Annotated in this window: 15 protein-coding genes and 1 tRNA gene; 10 read left to right on the forward strand and 6 right to left on the reverse strand. The window is 71.8% G+C overall.

The features are described from left to right. Positions 1–11: 11 nt before the first annotated feature. The 3 genes from ACQ0O7_RS17605 to ACQ0O7_RS17615 all read left to right on the forward strand — a co-directional run bounded on the left by ACQ0O7_RS17605 (position 12) and on the right by ACQ0O7_RS17615 (position 4106). Entirely contained in the window at positions 12–1013 is a 1002-nt protein-coding gene (locus ACQ0O7_RS17605; RefSeq protein ID WP_430783175.1) for a beta family protein, read from the forward strand. Positions 1014–1035: 22 nt separating this feature from the next. Then, entirely contained in the window at positions 1036–1884 is an 849-nt protein-coding gene (locus tag ACQ0O7_RS17610; protein WP_430783176.1) for a bifunctional DNA primase/polymerase, read from the forward strand. A gap of 425 nt (positions 1885–2309) precedes the next feature. Then, positions 2310–4106 (forward strand): GAF domain-containing SpoIIE family protein phosphatase, encoded by a 1797-nt coding sequence (locus tag ACQ0O7_RS17615; protein ID WP_430783177.1) that lies wholly within the window; start codon positions 2310–2312, stop codon positions 4104–4106. A 44-nt stretch (positions 4107–4150) separates the two neighbouring features. Here the strand turns inward: ACQ0O7_RS17615 and ACQ0O7_RS17620 are convergent, their stop codons facing one another. Together ACQ0O7_RS17620 and ACQ0O7_RS17625 are read right to left on the reverse strand one after the other, a co-directional pair. After that, complete coding sequence (locus tag ACQ0O7_RS17620; protein WP_430783178.1) at positions 4151–5812, reverse strand: hypothetical protein; 1662 nt, start codon at positions 5810–5812, stop codon at positions 4151–4153. Positions 5813–6041: 229 nt separating this feature from the next. After that, the gene (locus tag ACQ0O7_RS17625) at positions 6042–7250 is read right to left on the reverse strand and encodes a hypothetical protein (protein WP_430783179.1); all 1209 of its coding nucleotides are present in this window, start codon (positions 7248–7250) and stop codon (positions 6042–6044) included. A 271-nt stretch (positions 7251–7521) separates the two neighbouring features. On the opposite strand from ACQ0O7_RS17625, the gene ACQ0O7_RS17630 reads away from it, so the two are divergent. After that, a complete protein-coding gene (locus ACQ0O7_RS17630) occupies positions 7522–7806 on the forward strand; it encodes a DUF427 domain-containing protein (protein ID WP_430783180.1) in 285 nt (94 codons plus the stop codon). Between the two features lie 100 nt (positions 7807–7906). On the opposite strand, the gene ACQ0O7_RS17635 is transcribed toward ACQ0O7_RS17630, so the two are convergent. Continuing rightward, positions 7907–8278, reverse strand: coding sequence for a hypothetical protein (locus ACQ0O7_RS17635; RefSeq protein WP_430783181.1), 372 nt, complete (start codon positions 8276–8278; stop codon positions 7907–7909). Between the two features lie 339 nt (positions 8279–8617). On the opposite strand from ACQ0O7_RS17635, the gene fxsA reads away from it, so the two are divergent. The 3 genes from fxsA to ACQ0O7_RS17650 all read left to right on the forward strand — a co-directional run bounded on the left by fxsA (position 8618) and on the right by ACQ0O7_RS17650 (position 11860). Continuing rightward, the gene (gene fxsA, locus ACQ0O7_RS17640) at positions 8618–8800 is read left to right on the forward strand and encodes an FxSxx-COOH cyclophane-containing RiPP peptide (protein WP_430783182.1); all 183 of its coding nucleotides are present in this window, start codon (positions 8618–8620) and stop codon (positions 8798–8800) included. An 8-nt stretch (positions 8801–8808) separates the two neighbouring features. Continuing rightward, complete coding sequence (locus ACQ0O7_RS17645) at positions 8809–10116, forward strand: aKG-HExxH-type peptide beta-hydroxylase (RefSeq protein ID WP_430783183.1); 1308 nt, start codon at positions 8809–8811, stop codon at positions 10114–10116. A 64-nt stretch (positions 10117–10180) separates the two neighbouring features. After that, positions 10181–11860, forward strand: coding sequence for a putative bifunctional diguanylate cyclase/phosphodiesterase (locus ACQ0O7_RS17650; protein ID WP_430783184.1), 1680 nt, complete (start codon positions 10181–10183; stop codon positions 11858–11860). A gap of 8 nt (positions 11861–11868) precedes the next feature. Here the strand turns inward: ACQ0O7_RS17650 and fxsT are convergent, their stop codons facing one another. Continuing rightward, positions 11869–14292 carry an FxSxx-COOH system tetratricopeptide repeat protein gene (gene fxsT, locus ACQ0O7_RS17655; RefSeq protein WP_430783185.1) on the reverse strand — a complete coding sequence of 808 codons (2424 nt, stop codon included), beginning with the start codon at positions 14290–14292 and terminating at the stop codon, positions 11869–11871. Positions 14293–14337: 45 nt separating this feature from the next. Here fxsT and ACQ0O7_RS17660 point away from each other — a divergent pair, with 45 nt between their 5' ends. Then, the gene (locus ACQ0O7_RS17660) at positions 14338–14631 is read left to right on the forward strand and encodes an STAS domain-containing protein (protein WP_430783186.1); all 294 of its coding nucleotides are present in this window, start codon (positions 14338–14340) and stop codon (positions 14629–14631) included. 306 nt (positions 14632–14937) lie between these two features. Here ACQ0O7_RS17660 and ACQ0O7_RS17665 read toward each other — a convergent pair. Both ACQ0O7_RS17665 and ACQ0O7_RS17670 read right to left on the reverse strand, forming a co-directional pair. Beyond that, positions 14938–15010, reverse strand: a tRNA-Ala gene (locus ACQ0O7_RS17665). An 84-nt stretch (positions 15011–15094) separates the two neighbouring features. Then, complete coding sequence (locus tag ACQ0O7_RS17670) at positions 15095–15643, reverse strand: YqgE/AlgH family protein (protein ID WP_430783321.1); 549 nt, start codon at positions 15641–15643, stop codon at positions 15095–15097. Between the two features lie 123 nt (positions 15644–15766). Here ACQ0O7_RS17670 and ACQ0O7_RS17675 point away from each other — a divergent pair, with 123 nt between their 5' ends. Continuing rightward, entirely contained in the window at positions 15767–16573 is an 807-nt protein-coding gene (locus ACQ0O7_RS17675; RefSeq protein ID WP_430783187.1) for an S-methyl-5'-thioadenosine phosphorylase, read from the forward strand. A 129-nt stretch (positions 16574–16702) separates the two neighbouring features. Continuing rightward, complete coding sequence (locus ACQ0O7_RS17680; RefSeq protein ID WP_430783188.1) at positions 16703–17380, forward strand: transglycosylase SLT domain-containing protein; 678 nt, start codon at positions 16703–16705, stop codon at positions 17378–17380. Positions 17381–17440: the final 60 nt, after the last annotated feature.

Consider the following 17440-nt stretch of genomic DNA (forward strand, 5'->3'; position numbering starts at 1 on the left):
ACTGTGGGTGAATGAAGCGCGACCGGGTGTATCGCCCGATCCTGCGGTCTCGCCGGGGTGAGCTCACCGCCCTGGCACACCTCTCGGACGACGAGGCCGGACGCGTCTCCCCCATCGTGGAGGCCGATCCCGACGACGGGCTCGGTCCACTGATCCGTGAGCTGCGGCCACGGAGCGAGACGATCGCCGTCGACTTCGGGCACGTTCCCGAGCCGGGCGGGGATCCCGAGCCGCTGGCACGACTACTGGCCGGGCTGGGGATCGCGATGATTCCGGTGCTCCGGCCGTACGAAAGCGGTCTTCGTCTCTCCGCCCACGGCCGCGCCGCGCGGATGCACCTGCGCCGCGCCGTGCTGCGTCTGCGTCCGCATGCGGACGCCGGCAATCCGGCCGAGGCCGACGCCGTCGCCGAACGGGTGCTGCGCGCCACCGCGCTCGACCCCGACCGGGTCGACCTGTTGATCGACCTGGCCGAGACGGCCTGCGTGCCACACCCGACCGAGGTGGAGGAACGCGCGCGGCGGGTGCTGCGCTGGGCCCGGGCGTCGCCGTGGCGCTCGGTGAGCGTGGCGGCCGGCGCCATGCCGCCCGACCTCGACGGCCTGCCGACCGATCGCCCGGTCACTGTGGGCCGGCACGACGCCCGCGCCTGGGCACGCCTGGGCGAGCCGGGACTGGGGTACGCGGACTACGGCGTCACATCCCCGGTCCGGCGCCTCGGTGTACAGCATCACCGGCAACTGCCCACCCTGCGCTACACCACCGACCGGGACTGGTGGATCTACCGCTGGGCCCGGCGCGGCGGCCGCAGCGACGACCGGTGCCACGACCTCTGCCGGACCCTGGTGACCTCGCCACAGTGGCCATCGGCGGGTGCCCGCTACTCCTGGGGTGACGCCGAGATCGCCCGCCGGGCCCGGACCGCGCGTGGCGCCGGGAGTTCGGCGAGCTGGATCGCCTGGAGCACCTCGCACCACATCGCGCACGTGCTGCGGACCCTGCCGAGGGGCTGAAAATTGTCGTACGTTTGTTCTAATGTCGCTCCTGACCGCCCTGGCGTACGCCCGGCACGGGATCCCCGTCCTGCCGGTGCACACGCCTGACCGGGGCGGTGCGTGTTCGTGTGACAGAGGAGCGAGATGCGACAGTTCCGGCAAGCACCCACGGCTCCGGCACGGCCTCACCGAGGCCTCGACCGACCCACAGCAGATACAGCTCTGGTGGACCTTCTGGCCGCGCGCCAACGTGGGTCTGCGCACCGGCGTGGTGATGGACGTGGCCGACGTCGACTCGGCCGAGGGCTGGCACGGGCTGCGGCACCTCCTCGGCGGCGACGTGCCGCCCGGCCCACAGGTGCGCAGCGGCGGGGGCGGGCGGCACCTCTGGTTCCGCCCGACCGGGTGGGGCAATCGTGTCCGCCTGGTCCCCGGGCTGGACTGGCGTGGTGCGGGTGGTTACGTCCTGGCCCCGCCGTCACGGCATGCCCGCGGTGCCGACTACCGCTGGATCCGGCGGCCCGCGGTGACCCTGCCGGTCGTGCCGGCCGCTCTGCTGGCCCTGATCTCCGGCCCGCCGCCACCAGCCGTGCGATCCGAGCCGATCACACATCCGGACCGCTATGCCGAGGCCGCTCTCGACGCCGAGACCGCCCGGGTCGCGAGCGCCGTGGAGGGCACCCGCAACGACACGCTGAACCGGGCGGCCTTCGGGCTGGGCCGGTTCGTCGGGGCCGGCCTGCTGGCCGAGTCGGAGGTCCGGCGGGAGTTGACTGCCGCGGCGCGGCGAGCGGGGCTGGGCTGGGCGGAGATCCGCGGCACGATCCGCTCCGGGCTGACCGCCGGCCGCCGGCATCCGATCGAAACGAACCCGCCACACGCGGCATAGATCCGCGGGCGCCCGCGGCTACCGGCACGACATCGCGGGCACCCGCGGCTACCGGCGCGCCATCGCGGCCACCCACGGCCACGGGCGCGACATCGCAGGCACTCGCGGCTATCGGAGCGACTCCGTTGGCGCTTGCGGCCACCAGCGCGGCGCTGCGGACCCGGTGGCGCCGGCACCAGACACCGCGACACGCACAGGGCCGGGGTCTCACCTCGTGGGACGGGCCGTTCGCCGGATGTGACGGGACGGGCACGGCCCGGTTCGCCCGGCGCGGGGGAACAGGGACGGGTCAGCCGTTCGTCGGGCGTGCCGTGGGGGCTGATGGGCCGTTCGGCCCCGGTGAAACGGATGATCGGGTCACCCTGGGAAAGGCTCGTCCCGCCCACACGCCGGTAACCTGGCGTGCGGAACGGCCGGGGGGCGATGTGCTTCAGTGGGACGTGATCGGCGACGCCGACCGGAGGGTGCTCAGCGATCCGCGACGTCTGCAGTCGGTGCGCCGGATCTCCGGTGGCCCGTTGCCCGACGACGCCTTCGACCGGGTGGCCATGCTGGTTCGCAAGCTGGTCGACGCGCCGATCGGCGCGGTCTGCCTGGTCGACGCGGAACGGCAGGTGCTGTCCGGGCAGACCGGCGTGCCCGATCCACTGGCCTCGGCCCGGGAGATGCCGCTGACCCACTCGTTCAGCCGGCACGTGGTCGCGGCCGGAGCGATGCTGGCCGTCCCCGACGTGCGCGACGACCCACGGATGCGGGACAACCCGGTGATCGAGGAGATCGGGGCCATCGCGTACGCGGGAGCGCCGATCACCGACTCCGACGGCCTGATCGTCGGAGCCCTGTGCGCCGTCGACCAGGAGCCCCGGGTCTGGACCCCGAGTGAGGTCGCCCTGCTCAGCGAGCTCGCCGAGGTCTGTTCCTCGGAGGTGTGCCTGCGGATCGCCCGGGCCGCCGCGGACGAGGCCCGCCGCACCGCCGAGTCGGCCCACCGGCAGCTCGAACTACTCGCCGACCTGACCGAGTCGCTGGCCGCCACCATGGACATGGACGAGGCGATGCGGCGACTCGGTGGGATCGTCACCGCCACCCTCGCGGACTGGTGCGTGGTCGCGGTGGCCGAGAACCCGGGCGGTCCGGCTCTGGTCACGGCCACCCACCGGGACCCGGCACGGGCCGCCGACATGTCCCGCCTGACCGAACTGGCCACCGACGCCCGTGCCGACCTGCGGGCCATGCTGCTCGCCGCGCAGCGGGCCGGGCGGCCGGTGCGGCCATCAGGCATTCCGAGCCGGATCTCGGACGCCGAGGTGGCCGCGATCACCGACCGGGCCGGGTTCGGGACGTCGATGATCGTGCCGATCCTGTCGCCGGTGCGACGGCGCCCGATCGGGGCGGTGCTGCTGGTCAACCGGCCCGACCGGGAGACGTTCACCGCCGCCGAGGAGCGGACGGCCGCCGAGGTCGGGCGACGGGCCGGCCTGGCCGTGGAGAACAGCAGGCTCTACCGGGAGCAGCGGCACATGGCCGAGGTGCTGCAACGCAGCCTGCTCACCGAACTGCCGTCGATCCCCGGGATCGAGCTGCACGCCCGGTATCTTCCGGCCCAGGACGGCGCGGCGGTCGGTGGTGACTGGTACGACGCCTTCGCCCAGCCCGACGGCAGCGTCATGGTCGCGGTCGGCGACGTCTCCGGGCACGACATCGAGGCCGCCGCCACCATGGGGCAGTTGCGTAATCTGGTCCGGGGCGACGCCTACGGCCGTGACGAAGAGCCCGGATCGCTGCTCACCGATCTGGACCGGACGCTGACCGGGCTGCGTGTCCCGGCGTCGGCCACCGCGGTGCTCGCCCGGGTCCGGCGATCCGTTTCCGGATACAAGGTCAGTTTCGCCAACGCCGGGCATCCGCCGCCCCTGCTGCTCCAGCCGGACGGCAGCGTCCAGGTCTGGTGGGTGCCGCCGGAGCCGCTGCTCGGCCTGCCACCCCGGGACGAGTCGCGGACCACCGCCCGGCGCTGGGTCCCACCGGGTTCGACGCTGATCCTCTACACCGACGGCCTGGTCGAGGATCGCGAACAACTCCTGGACGACGGCATCGCCCGCCTGACAGCGGTGTTGACGGCCAACGCGGGACGGCCACCCGACGAACTCTGCACCCGGCTGCTGGCCATGGCGCCACGCCGCAGCGACGACATCGCGCTGCTCCTGGTCCACCTGACCTGACCCGGGCGCGCCACGGTGGGTGGGTGCCGGCCGGGACGCGGGTGTCAGACGGTCGCGGTCGGATCCGGGGTGATGCCGGGCCGGTAGGTGAGTTCGGGCTCGGATTCGAAGGCGGGATCAGGTGTGCGAGCCGGGTCGGGATCTGCGGCTGACGGCGGGTCGGCGGACTCACCGGTCACGGGAGAACTGGGCAACGGCGGATCAAGAAGCGGTGGATCCGGCACCCCGGGATCGGCGGAAGCCGCAGGGCCGCCGGCGGCCGCCGGAACGGACTCCGGGGCTGCGGATGTCGGTGGCGCGGTGGGCTGGTCGTAGACCGGTGGGCCGCCGTGGGTCCACGGGGTCTCGGACGGGTCGGGGAGGCTGCCGCCCGGGCGGTACGCCTCGCTCAACGTGGTCAGGGTGATCGGCTCGCCCACCGCGGGGACGCTGCCCGGCTCGGCCACCAGGCGGCGGCCCATGCCTCCGGACAGTTCCAGCAGGACGTCGTGGCCGCCCGCGGCCGGGGTGATCGAGATGACCTTCGCCTTCTGGGCGGGACGGGCGGGTGAGGTCAGGGAGGTGCCGGGTTCCATCCGGACCGCTTCGGTGGTGTGCACCATGATCCGGGGGCGGAGTACCGGACGGCGGCCGGTGTCGTCGATCCGGTCCGGGTTGGCCAGGGTGACGATGCCGGCGAACGCTGAGCCGGTCAGCCGGTACTCGGCCAGCACCAGCGGGTCGTCGAAGGCGCGCTGGACGGCGTAGCGGGCGGCGGCGCTCTCCAGACGCTGGAGACGGGCGGCGGCGGCCACCGCACCGTCCCGGCGTGGTTGAGGTGGGCCACCCTCGGCCAGGTTCTGGGCGAAGGCGGTGAAGGCGTCCCGGTCGGCATCCCAGCGGGACCGCACCCGCTCACCGGCGGGCAGCGTACGAAGCAGGTTGATGGCACGCCACATCCGGTGCCAGGTGGGAAGGAGCAGGTCGTGAAGGACCTGGGGCAGCTCCGGGGCGGACCGCTCGATCAGTGGGGCCAGCACCCGGTTGTCGAAGTCGGGGTCGGTGGCCGGGCCGGCGACCGGGCCGTTCTCGGCTTCGCGGGCGGCGGCGGCACCCGCCTCGATCCAGGCGAGCTGGACGCCGAACTGGGCGTCCTCGGCGCCGCTCTGCCCGGTCACCCAGTGCAGGCCGAGCGCCTGCACCGCGTTGACCAGCAGCGCCGATCCGGGGACTTCCGCGCTGTTGCCGAAGAAGGTCAGCCAGCGGCCGAGCAACGGCACCGCGGGCGGGACGGGGTGGTCGCCGTCGATCTTGAGGAAGCGGGTGGACCGGCCGAAGAGCCGCAGGAAGTCGATGCCAGCCGGGTTCGGGACCCAGAGCTGGGGTGCGTCGACGTACCGCTGGCGCACGTCCTTGCCCCGGTCGACCGGGACGTCCTCGGTGTCCGTGGCGAACGAGTCGATGTGCGGGACGAGCAGGGCCGCCAGGTCCGCGGCGAAGGCGAAACGCTCGTCCCGGTTGCGGGGCTGGGTCACGGTGAAGAGCCGGGGACGGGCCGGGTCGGTGCCGGCCATCGCCGCCAGCGGAGCGTGCGCCTCACCGGCCATCGCCAGCGGGATCAGGACCAGCGGATGGTCGTGCACGTGCAGGTGACGGACGGTGGCAACGGGCTGGGCCCGACCGGCGACGACGGCCTGGGCGCGGGCCAGCGCGGTCAGTGTGCTCACCGAGTCACCGCCATGGGACGACCAGAAGACATGATCTGAGAGGAGGAGGCTGTGGATCGCGCCGTCCGGGACCGGACGCGGGAGGAGCGGGCTGTGGATCGCGCCGTTCGGAACGGGACGCGGGAGGAGTGGGCTGTGAATCGCGCCGTTCGGGACGGGACGCGGGAGGAGCGGGCTGCGGATGGCGTCGTTCGGAACGGGACGCGGGAGGCGGGGGCCGTGGGCGTACTCAAGAAAGGGCCTCGGACCGCAACCGTAGGGCGGCCTGGAGCAAGGTCGCCGCCTCGCTCTGCTCCTCCGTCGGGGTCTGGCGGCCCTCGGCCAGGGCCAGCACCTCGGTCACCGTCTCGATGCCGCCCAGCGACTCCCGGACGCTGCGGCCCAGTGCCGCCGTGCTGTCACCGGCCTCGTTGCGGCAGTAGACGGAGAGTTCACAGGCGGAGAGGCACTCCGGTGCGTAGCGCGGTTCGATGTGGCCCAGTGCCGAGATCAGGTCGGCGGGTTCCAGGGCCAGGTCGAAGGTGATGTCGCCGGGCAGCGCGTCGACCAGGCTCTCGACGGAGGCCAGGCGGGAGAGCTGGCGACGCAGGGTGGAGAGCTGTTTGCGGACGTCGAGGGTCACGGCTACCGGCTGGAGGGTGAAGTCGCGCGGGCAGACCAGCACGACCTCGTGACTGACCAGGGACGGGTCCTGGCCGAGGCGGGTCAGCAGGTCGCGGAGTGCCAGGACGTAGACGGCGGCCTGGACGGCGGCGGCCGACACCTTGGCGCTCTCGGCCTGATCGTCGATGATCGCGAAGGACTTGATCTCGACGACCTGAAGTTGGTACCGCGGGCGGCCCTGCGAGCGATCCGAGCGGTCCGCGCGATCCGACTGACTCCGATCATCCGTATAGTCCGAATTATCCGATTTATACGGATTGGCGAAATGGTCAGACTGGTCCGGATGATCCTGCCGGCCGACTGCGGAGTCCTCCTGATCGCGGACGGGACGAGCCCAGGCGATCAGGTCAGGCTCCAGGTAGACAGTCTGGCCGGCCACCTGGAGGGTGAGCAGCGGGTGATCGACCAGGGCGGCCCGGGCCGTGGCGAGCAGCTCGGCGGTGCGGGAGTGCCGGGCGCCGAGGGTGTCGTCGCTGTCCACACCCAGGTCCTGGTATCCGAAACCGGCGTCGGCGTCGAGGACGGTGCGGAGCAGGGCGCAGTCGTCAGCCTTGAGCATGGCCTCGAAGGCGTTGCCGCGGGAGAGCGCGAACCGCGACTGCCCGAAACTGCCGGGGAATCCGACCCGCTCGGCGAGTTTCGTCTTGTCGATGCCGGCCGCGTCGAGGACGGCCCGCCGGTTGCAGCCGGGGTTGCCGGTGAGGGCGGCGATGGTACGCGCGTTGTGGCGTTTGGCCTGCCCGTTTCCGCGCAACTCGTCGAGCCTGCTCCGCACCACTGTCACCTGCCAAAGAAGAGCCAACGGAAGAACCAAGGAAAAGCCGGGGGAAGAACCGAAGGAGGGACCGAGGGAGGAACCGCCGGAAGTGCCGGAGGGTGTCGAGGAAGGAACTGACCGGGAGTGCCGGCGGAAAAGCCGGCGGGACGCCAACGGAAGATCGGAAACTAGACTCTAGAACGGCGAAATCGCTGCGGCAATTCACCCACGGGAGGTGAATAAATCGCACATATCAGACACAAACCCGCACAGGCGTTACCTTCAGGACATGCCGAAGGCCATCTGGAACGACGAAGTGATCGCGGAGAGTGAAGACACCGTGGTGCTCGAGGGCAACCACTACTTCCCCCTCGCCAGCGTCCGTGAGGACGTGCTCGTCCCCTCGGAGACGCACACCGTCTGCCCCTGGAAGGGCAAGGCGTCCTACTACTCACTCCACGCGGACGGGAACACCTCCCCGGACGCCGCCTGGTTCTACCCGGATCCGAAACCGGACGCCTCCGCGGTCCGCGACCGCGTCGCCTTCCGGCGAGACGTCCTGATCGAAGCCTGACCAAGAGACAGCCCGACCAAACAGCCGGACCAGAAACAACTGGACCACGAGACGGCCGGACAGCGTGACGGCCCGATAAAAGACAACCCCGGAGGCCCGCTCACGTGATCCGCGGGTGGGCCTCCTCGATAGCCGTGACCTCCAGATAGTCCAGCATGTCCCGCTGCTCCTCCACTCCGAGGGCGCCGAAGGCCGCGTACGCCTCCTCCCGCGCGTGCGGCGTCTCCGCCGCGAGCAGCGCGATGATCGCCGACCAGGCCAGTGACACCCGGTCGAAGAGCCGTGCCTGCCGCAGCGAGGTGAGCCGGGACAGCATCGCCACCTTGGTGGCCGCGTCGTTGTCGGCGCCGACCCGGTCGCAGAGCTCGAAGAGCGCCCTCCCCCGGTACGGGTGCTCGGACTCGATCATCCGGGCCAGTTCGGCGTTGTCCATCCGGTCGACCGGGGGTGCCGGCCCGCGCCGGGGCAACATGGGTTCACCGTGCACGACTGTCGCGTCCGCTCTCGAATCCGTTGCCGGGCGGCTGGTGCGGCAACGTCGGTGTGTGATGAAACGTCGGGAACGTCGGCGCCGGCATCACCGGTTCATCGACGTTCTCTGTGGGGCGCGGGGCGTCCTTTTCGCCGTCCCGTTCTCCATCCTGCACGTTTTGCCCTCCGTTACCGACTTGCGGTGATGAAGTCCCATGAGATCACGGTCGTGCAAACCCCGCGAGCACCCGCCGTGGTGACTCCCGCTGGTCACCCGACCCGACGACCGCCGTAACCTTCAGGCAACGCATCGACCGGCACGAACGACCGAGGGGGCGAGATGGACACGGACCAGGACGGTACGGAACCGGCGGAGTGGCGCTCCGTGTTGATCGACCTCTCCGGGGTGCCGCTCGCCGAGTTGCTCGACCGGGACGATTCGGCCCTGGCCCGGGCGGTGCGCCGGGTCACCGCCGACGCGGCCCGGGGCGAGCCGATAGCCGGTTTCAACTCCGCGCTGTAACACCGCCGATGACCGTACAGCCCTTTCGGCTCAGTGACACCGCCTTCGCCGCGCTCGGTGCGGGCCGCCCGTCCGCCGACACGCTCGGTGTGCTGCGCCGGGCCGAGCGGACCAGGCATCTGCTTCTCTTACGACAGGCGTTGCGCAGGGTTTCCGACACCCCTGAGTGGTACGCCGATCCCCCCGACGATCCGATGACCGGCCTGTGGGCGGGGGCGGCCGTCACCCGGAGTCCGCACGTGCTGACCACGGCCGGTGACGGTCTGACCCTGTCGGTGCGCCTGGAGGACACCGATCCGGTCCGCGCCCGGCTCGGTCTGACCCCCACTCCCCCGCTGTCCGGGGCCGAGGTGGAGCACTGGCGGGACTGTCTGGAGCGGGCGTGGGCCGTGCTGGTCCGGCGGCACCGCCCGGCCGCCGAGACGATGGCCGCGGTGCTGCGGGTGATCGTCCCGGTGGTGCCGGACCCGTCGGCCGAGGGCATCAGCGCCACCTCGGCGGAGGCGTTCGGGGCGGTCGCCATGTCGTCGCCGGCCGGGCCGGACGCGCTGGCCGCCGGGCTGCTGCACGAGACCCAGCACAGCGTCCTGAACGCCACCAGTCTGCTGTTCGACCTGGTGGAGCCGGGTGGGCCGCGGGGGTATTCGCCGTGGCGGGACGATCCCCGGCCGGCGTTCGGGGTGCTGCACGGGGCCTACGCCTACCTGGCGGTGGTCCGGTTCCGGCGGGCCGAGCCGGGCCGCGCGGCCGCGTTCGAGTTCGCCCGATGGCGTTCGGCGGTGGCCCGGGCCGCCGCCGGGCTGCTGGCCGGCGGTGAGTTGACCCCCGCTGGGGTACGGTTCACCACCGCGCTGCTGGCCGAGGTCGAGCCGTGGCTGGCCGAGCCGGTCGAGCCGGAGGTCCAGCGGCTGGCCGATCTGGCGAACGCCGATCACCGGGTCCGCTGGCGGCTGCGCAACCTGACCGTCACGCCGGAGGACACCGCCCGGCTGGTCACCGCGTGGCGTGCGGGAGCCGGGCCACCGCGGGTGACCCCGGTGCTGACCGGCACACCCGGGCGGGAGCTGGCCGGCGGCCCACGGCTGCCACTGATCCGGGCCCTTCTGGACGGCCGGGATCCGGGCGAGGGGCCGGACGCCGACTGGGTGCGCGGGACCGTGCTCCCGGCGTACCCGATCGGGGTCTGGGATGGTCTTGCCCTGGTCTCCAGGCGGCCGGCATGGCGCGAGCGGCCGGAGGTGGTGCGTGCCGTGGCCCGCGCGATCCCGGAGGCCGGCACCGAGGCAGTCGCGATTTGGCTCTCGAACCGCAACTGAAAGCCCTTACCCGACAACTCAACCGCGACCGACCGGAACCGATCTGACTCGCCGGAGGTGGATCGTGGGTCGCAACGCTCTCTGGGACCGGGTGCGTGTCGTCATCGACGACACGGTGGTGCTCGCGTCGCTGGTACTGCTGGCCTGGCCGGTGACCGATCCGGGACATCCGGGTGGGCTGGCCGGGCGGATCATGCCGCTGCTCGCGGCGCTGTGCCTGGGCCTGGCGGTCCTGCTGCTGGACACCCGGCGCGGGCAGCTGCGGCTGCTCACCATGGCGGCGGCGCTGACCGTGGTGGTGATCCGCGAGGTGACCGGCGGGCTGCCGGCCGGCGGGATCTGGCTGGTGCTGCTGGTGGCGGCGGGTGGCGTGCTGCGCCAGTTCCTCGGCCCGCGGATCGACCCGGACCGGAACCGTCAGCAGACCCTGCTCGCCCAGCAGGCGTTCCGGGACCCGCTGACCGGGCTCGGCAACCGGCGGATGTTCGTCGAGTACGCCGAGGAGGTCATCGCCGAGCCGTCCCGCACCAGGACCGCGGTGATCGTGGTCGACCTGGACGGGCTCAAGGACGTCAACGAGGTGCTCGGGCACGCGGCCGGCGACGACCTGCTGCGGGCCGCCGCCGACCGGCTGGCGGTGAACGTGCGCGCCAACGACACGGTCGCCCGGCTGGACGGCGACGAGTTCGTGGTGCTGCTGCCCGGTCTGGAGGACGAGCACGCCGCGGTCGCGGTGGCCGAGCGCGTGCTCACCGAGTTGCACCGCCCGCTGCAGGTGGGCGGGGTCGCGCTGAGCATCCGGGCCAGTGCCGGGGTGGCGATCGCCGAACACGGCGGGGGCGGCCTGGACGGGGTGCTGCGCCGCGCCGACCAGGCCCTGATCCGGGCCAAGCGGGACGGCGGCGGGGTGGCCCGGCGGTTCGACCCGGTCCTGTTCGCGCAGGCCGAGCAGCGCCGGATCGCCGAGCAGGATCTGCTGCGCGGGCTGGAGGCCGGCGAGTTCGAGGTGCACTACCAGCCGATCGTCGACCTGGACAACGGTGGCATCACGGTCGGGGTGGAGGCCCTGGTCCGCTGGCGGCACCCGGAGAAGGGCCTGATGCCGCCCGCGGTGTTCCTGGAACTGGCCGAGCAGCTGGGTCAGGTGCCGAAGCTCGGCGGCTGGGTCCTGGAGGAGGCCTGCCGGCAGGCGATGGACTGGCAGCACCGGTTCCCCGGCTTCGAGATGAACGTCAACCTGTCCGCCTCCCAGCTGAGCAACCCGCGCCTGGTGGACGACGTCCGGGAGGTGCTGCGCCGGACCGGGCTGCCCCCGCACGACCTGGTGCTGGAGCTGACCGAGTCGGTGGCGCTCACCGACCTGGTCGAGTCGGCCCGGGTGCTGACCGCGCTGAAGGAGCTGGGTGTCCGGATCGCCCTGGACGACTTCGGTACCGGCTTCTCCTCGCTCAGCCACCTCAGCACCCTGCCGGTGGACGTGGTCAAGATCGACCGCTCGTTCGTGCAGGCGATGCCGGAGACCGGTGGCGCGTCGGTGGCCGAGGCGGTGCTGCACATCGCCCGCACCTTCAACCTGTCCCCGGTGGCCGAGGGTGTCGAGGACGCCGGGCAGGCGGAACGGCTCAAGGACCTGGGCGCCGGGCGGGCGCAGGGATACCACTTCGCCCGGCCGATGCCCGCGGTCGGGGTGACCGAGCTGCTGGACAAGCAGACCGCCGAGGTCGTGGTGCACATCGAGTCATAGCGGCGTTCTCATAGCGGCGGCAGATCCGTCTCCGTCTCCAGATGCAGGTCGGCGGCGGTCGCCCGGAACACCGGGTGGCCGTCGCCGAACGCTTTCACCAGCCCGTCCAGGGCCTGCTGCCGGGCCGCGTCGTCGGCCCCGATCCGGGCCAGGTTCCAGGCGCAGGCCGCGGTGTCCGGATGATCGGCGCCGCGGACCGCCTGCGAACGGCGCAGGGTGTCCGCCGCCAACTCCCGCGACCGCTGCGCCTCACCGGCCGCGGCCAGATCGGCGACCAGCCCGTTGGCGCAGCTCAGCGTGAACGGGTGATCGGGGCCGACACTGCGGCGCAGCCCGCCGAGCACCTCCAGATCGATGGTCCGGGCGTCGTGGTGCCGGCCCGCCGCCCGCACCACCCCGGCCAGCCCGGCCGAGGCCGCGAGAGTGAACGGATGATCGTCGCCGAGCACCGCGTGATACCTGATCACGGCGCGTTCCAGCAGCTCATGGGCGTCGTCCAGGTCGCCGTCGGCGTGGGCGCAGTGCGCCGCCGAGACCGCCGCGGCCAGCGTGTCGACACTCAACTCGCCGAACCGCTTCCGGCTCAGCGCCAGATTCTCCACGGCCAGCGCCCGGGCCTCCGGATCGCCGCGCCGCCGGGCCGCCATCGCCGCGCACCGGCCCGCCCACAGCGCGAACGGGTGATCGGCCGGCACCGCGTCCCCCGGCCGGGCGGCCAGCACGTCCGCCGCCCCCGCGTAGTCGCCCAGCCCGAACAGGTCGAAGGCGAGCGCCGCCCGCGACGACACCGTCTCCGGATGCCCGTCCATGAAGATCGCCTGCCGGTGCCGCAGCACCTGCTCGTCCAGCCCCCGGGCACCCCGGTGGTCACCCAGCAGCCGCAGATCGGCGGCGAGATTGTTGGCACAGCGCAGCGCGGTCGGATAGCTCTCCCCGAACAGCCTCCGGTACCGCACCAGATTGTCCGCGTCCAACTGCCGGGCCTGCCCGAAATGGCCCTGCATGCGCAGATCCGCGCCGACACTGTTGGCGGTGGCCAGAGTCGCCTCGTCGTCGGCGCCGACCACCTCCCGCTGGGTACGCAGCGTCTGCAGGTTGAGCGTCCGGGCATCAGCCGCGCGCCCCACCGCCCGCAGCGCGTTCGCCAGATGGAACTGGGCCAGCAGCGTCTGCTCGGCCGACTCGCCCAGCCCGTCTCGCCAGCGGGCCACCGCGGCACTCGCCAGATCACGGCTGGAATCGAAGTCACCACGGGCGTAATGGAAGCGGACACAGTTGACCACCAGCTGCCGGATCTCCTCGGCATCCCCACCGAGCAGATCCGAGTGGATCAGGTGCGGGGCCAGTTCGGCGTACCGGTACCAGCCGGCCGGATCGTCCGGATCACCCGGATCCCCGGCCGCCAGCATGCCCCGCACCGTGCGCAGCAGCGTCGCGTGCCGCTCCGAACTCAGCTCCTGCCCGAACATCCCACGGATCAGCGGATGCACGGTCAGCCGCTCACCCGCCGGATCCAGACCGGCCAGCCCGTACCGCGAAATCCGTCGCATCGCCGCCCGCAACCGGCGCTCCACCCGGACCGTCCGGGCCAGCTCCGGATCCAGCGGCAGCGTGCGCGCCGCCCAGAGCAGCCGCCACGAGATCGGCGCGCTCGCCAGGAACGTGCACAACTCCAACAGCACCCGGTCCGCCGGCGCGGCGGCACCCAGCGCCTCCGCGGCCAGCCCCCACGCCACCCGGATCGGCGTGGGAAAAGCCAGCTCAGCGGCCCGCCTGTCGAAATCCTCCAGATAGCCCGCCACCGGGCGGCCGGTCGCCTCACGGACCGCCGCGGCAAGATCGAGCGCCATCGGTACGTCTCCGAGCCGCTCAGCCAGCCGCCCCGCGTCGACCGCCGACAACTCCGGCGCACGGGACCGCAGCAGATCCACACTGTCCGCCCGGTCGAACACCGGCACCGGCAGCCCCTGCGCCACCTCCGCCGTCCACCGTGGATTACGGCTGGTAACCAGCACATGACCGGCGCCGCTCGGCAGATACGGAGTGATGTCCTCCGGACGGTTCGCGTCCTCGAAGACGACAAGCCAGTTCCGGTACGGCTCACCACGGCTCAGCGCGTCCCGCACCGCCCCGAGCGTGCGGTTCAGATCACGCGACTCCGGCAGCCCCAGCCGCTGCGCCAGCCCGGCCAGCGCCGACCGGGTGCCCGCCGTCTGCTCCGCCGGAATCCACCAGATCAGGTCGTAGGCTTCGGCATGGCGATGCGCATACTCCACCGCGAGTTGGGTACGCCCCGTGCCACCGAGCTGATGCTCCGAACTCGGCAGCAACACCACCGGGCCGTTGCCGAGCATCTCCCGGACCCGGGTGAGAAGCTCGTCACGGCCAACGAAGCGGGGGTTGCGCGGCGGCAGACCACCACGAATCGGCATGACGATTACCGTACGTCCAACGATGGCCACAGAAAAGGAGCCCCGGTGACCGACGCGACCCGGACGACCACTCTGGACCTCGACGGGGATATCGACATCTCCACCGTCGAGCGGGTCCGGGTGGCACTGATCGAAGCCGTCGCCGCCCGTCCGCACCGGATCGTGGTGAACATGTCCGGCGTCTCGTTCATCGACTCGACCGGGCTGGGCGCGCTGATCTCCGGGTTCCAGCGCGCCCGCGACAGCCACATCGACTTCGTCCTGGCCGAGCCGTCCCCTCAGGTCCGCCAGATCCTGGTCCTGAGCGGCCTCCTCGAGGTGGTCCCGATCACCCCGTAAGCCCACCCGCGTGCCGACTTCCGGCCCGATCCACACCACAACGCGGCACACAGAACCGTGACAGCACCCGCGTGCCGACTTCCGGCCCGATCCACACCACAGCGCGGCCCGCAGAACCGTGACAGCACCCGCGTGCCGACTTCCGGCCCGATCCACACCACAGCGCGGCCCGCAGAACCGTGACGGCACTCGCGTGGTGACTTTGGGCTTGATTCGCGCCGGAGGGCGGCACACGGGCCGATGGTGGCGGATGGAGGGTAATAAAAAAAAGCCTGACCGGCGATCCGGTCAGGCTTTTTACAAGGGTGGAGCTGAGGGGACTCGAACCCCTGACCCCCACACTGCCAGTGTGGTGCGCTACCAGCTGCGCCACAGCCCCTTGCCTTACTGCTTGCCCCCGGTGTTTCCCCCGGGCACGCTGGAAATATTACACACCCCTCGGGGCCCCTTCGCAGGACCCCCCTCAGTTCAGCGAGACATCCGGCGGGAAGTGCGCGACAGCGGCCAGGATGTCGCCCTGCCGGCGCAGGACCATGGCCCACAGATCGTCGGGACGCTCGACGAACGGATCGCCGGGGAGCGCGTCGAAGACGAACCAGGAGCCGCCGGCGATCTCCTCCTCCAGCTGGCCGGCGGACCAGCCGGAGTAGCCGGCGAAGACCCGGATGCCGGCCACGCTCTCGCGCAGGCGCTCCGGGTCGGTGGAGAGGTCGAGGGTGCCGAGGGCGCCGCTGACCGGGTGGAAGCCGGAGAGCCGCTTCTTCACCTCGGGCCGGGTGCGGGCCAGGCAGATGGCCGACTCGGGCTGGACCGGGCCGCCCTCGAACAGGACCGCGGGGTCGCCGGCCAGCTCGCCCCAGGTGCCGAGGACCTCGGACACCGGCACCTCGGTGGCCCGGTTGAGCACCACGCCGAGCGCGCCGCCGGTCTCGTGGGCCACCAGCAGCACGACCGTCCGGTCGAAGTTGGGGTCCTTGAGCGTGGGCGTGGCGACGAGCAGCCGGCCGGTCATCAAATCCACCGACCGGCCTCCGATCCGCTGCTGCTCACCGAACACGCTGTTCACCGCCGTCCGCTCGAACTAGCCTTGCTCAGCACATTAGCTTGGGTTTCGGGCGACGGATAAGGTCTGTGCATGAACCCGCCACCTACGGCAGCAGAGATCGGTGTCATCGGCGGATCGGGGCTCTACGCGCTCCTCGACGACGCCACCGAGTTCGAGATCGACACGCCCTACGGGCCCCCGTCGGACCGGATCACGGTGGCCGAGGTGGGTGGCCGGCGGGTGGCGTTCCTGCCCCGGCACGGGCGTGATCACCGTTTCCCGCCGCATCTGATCCCGTATCGGGCGAACCTGTGGGCGCTGCGCTCGCTGGGTGTGCGGCAGATCGTCGCCCCGTGTGCGGTCGGCGGGCTGCGGCCGGAGTTGGGGCCGGGCACGTTCGTGGTCCCGGATCAGCTGATCGACCGGACCAGTGGCCGGGTGCAGACCTTCTACGACCGGGGCGCGGTGCACGTCTCGTTCGCCGATCCGTATTGTCCGGCGGGCCGCGCGGTGGTGCTGGCTGCCGCCGCCGGGGTGAACGCGGTGGACGGCGGCACCATGGTCGTGGTGGAGGGGCCGCGGTTCTCGACGCGGGCCGAGTCCCGCTGGTTCACGTCGATCGGCGGCACGATCGTCAACATGACCGGGCACCCGGAGGCGGTGCTGGCCCGCGAGCTCGCGCTCTGTTACACCGCGATCGCTCTGGTGACCGATCTGGACGCGGGTGTCGAGGGCGATCACGGCGTGACCATGGACGAGGTCTTCACGGTCTTCGCCGACAACACCGCCCGGCTGCGGGACGTCCTGCTCGACGCGGTGGCCGATTTGCCCTCCGATCGATCTTGCTCTTGCAAGGACGCCCTGGCGGGCATCAAACTGCCTTTCGAACTTCCCTGAGTCGTACGCGGGGGGCGCTCTGCCGTACCCTCACGTCCTTGTGATCGATCCCATAGGACTGCACGGCGGGCGCGCGGGGAGCGTCGTCCTCCGCGAGGACGATCCATGGCCGTCGAAAGGGACCCCCCGGTGAAACGACTCCGGACCAAAGGCGCTCGCATCGCGTCGGTCACTCTGCTGCTGGCCGGCCTGATCGGTGGCGTGGCGGTGGCCCGCCACCAGGATGCCAAGCAGACCGCCGCGGAGTCGGCGGCCGCCACCGAGCAGCTGCTGGCCGAGCGCGAGGTGCAGCACGCCGCCGCACGGGCGGTCCGCGAGAAGGCCGAGACGGTGGCCGCGGAGAAGGCGCAGGGTGTCGCCAAGGTGGCCGCGGCTGACGCGCGCTCGCTGGACAAGGCGCACAAGAAGGCGGTGCGGGAGAAGAAGGAGGCCGCCAGGCGGGCCGCCGAGGAGGCGAAGGGGCCGGTGCCGTTCGCCGGCAAGATCCCGGCGTCGTGTGACGAGTTCAGCGGCCACCGCCAGGTGGGTTGTGCCCTGATGCTCTCGTCCGGCTTCAAGATCGCCCAGTTCCCCTGCCTGAACAAGTTGTGGCAGAAGGAGAGCGGCTGGAACTACAAGGCCGAGAACCGCAGTTCCGGCGCGTACGGGATTCCGCAGGCCCTGCCCGGCACCAAGATGGCGTCGACCGGCGCGGACTGGAAGACGAACCCGGCGACGCAGATCAAGTGGGGTCTCGGCTACATCAAGGGCCGGTACAACACGCCGTGTGAGGCCTGGGCGCACTCGGAGGCGAAGGGCTTCTACTGAGGCTCGGCTTTTTCGGGATGCCGGCCGTCGCGCGACGGCCGGCATCCTTTTTTCTTGCCT

This window comes from Actinoplanes sp. G11-F43, from assembly GCF_050589265.1.
Taxonomy (GTDB): domain Bacteria; phylum Actinomycetota; class Actinomycetes; order Mycobacteriales; family Micromonosporaceae; genus Actinoplanes.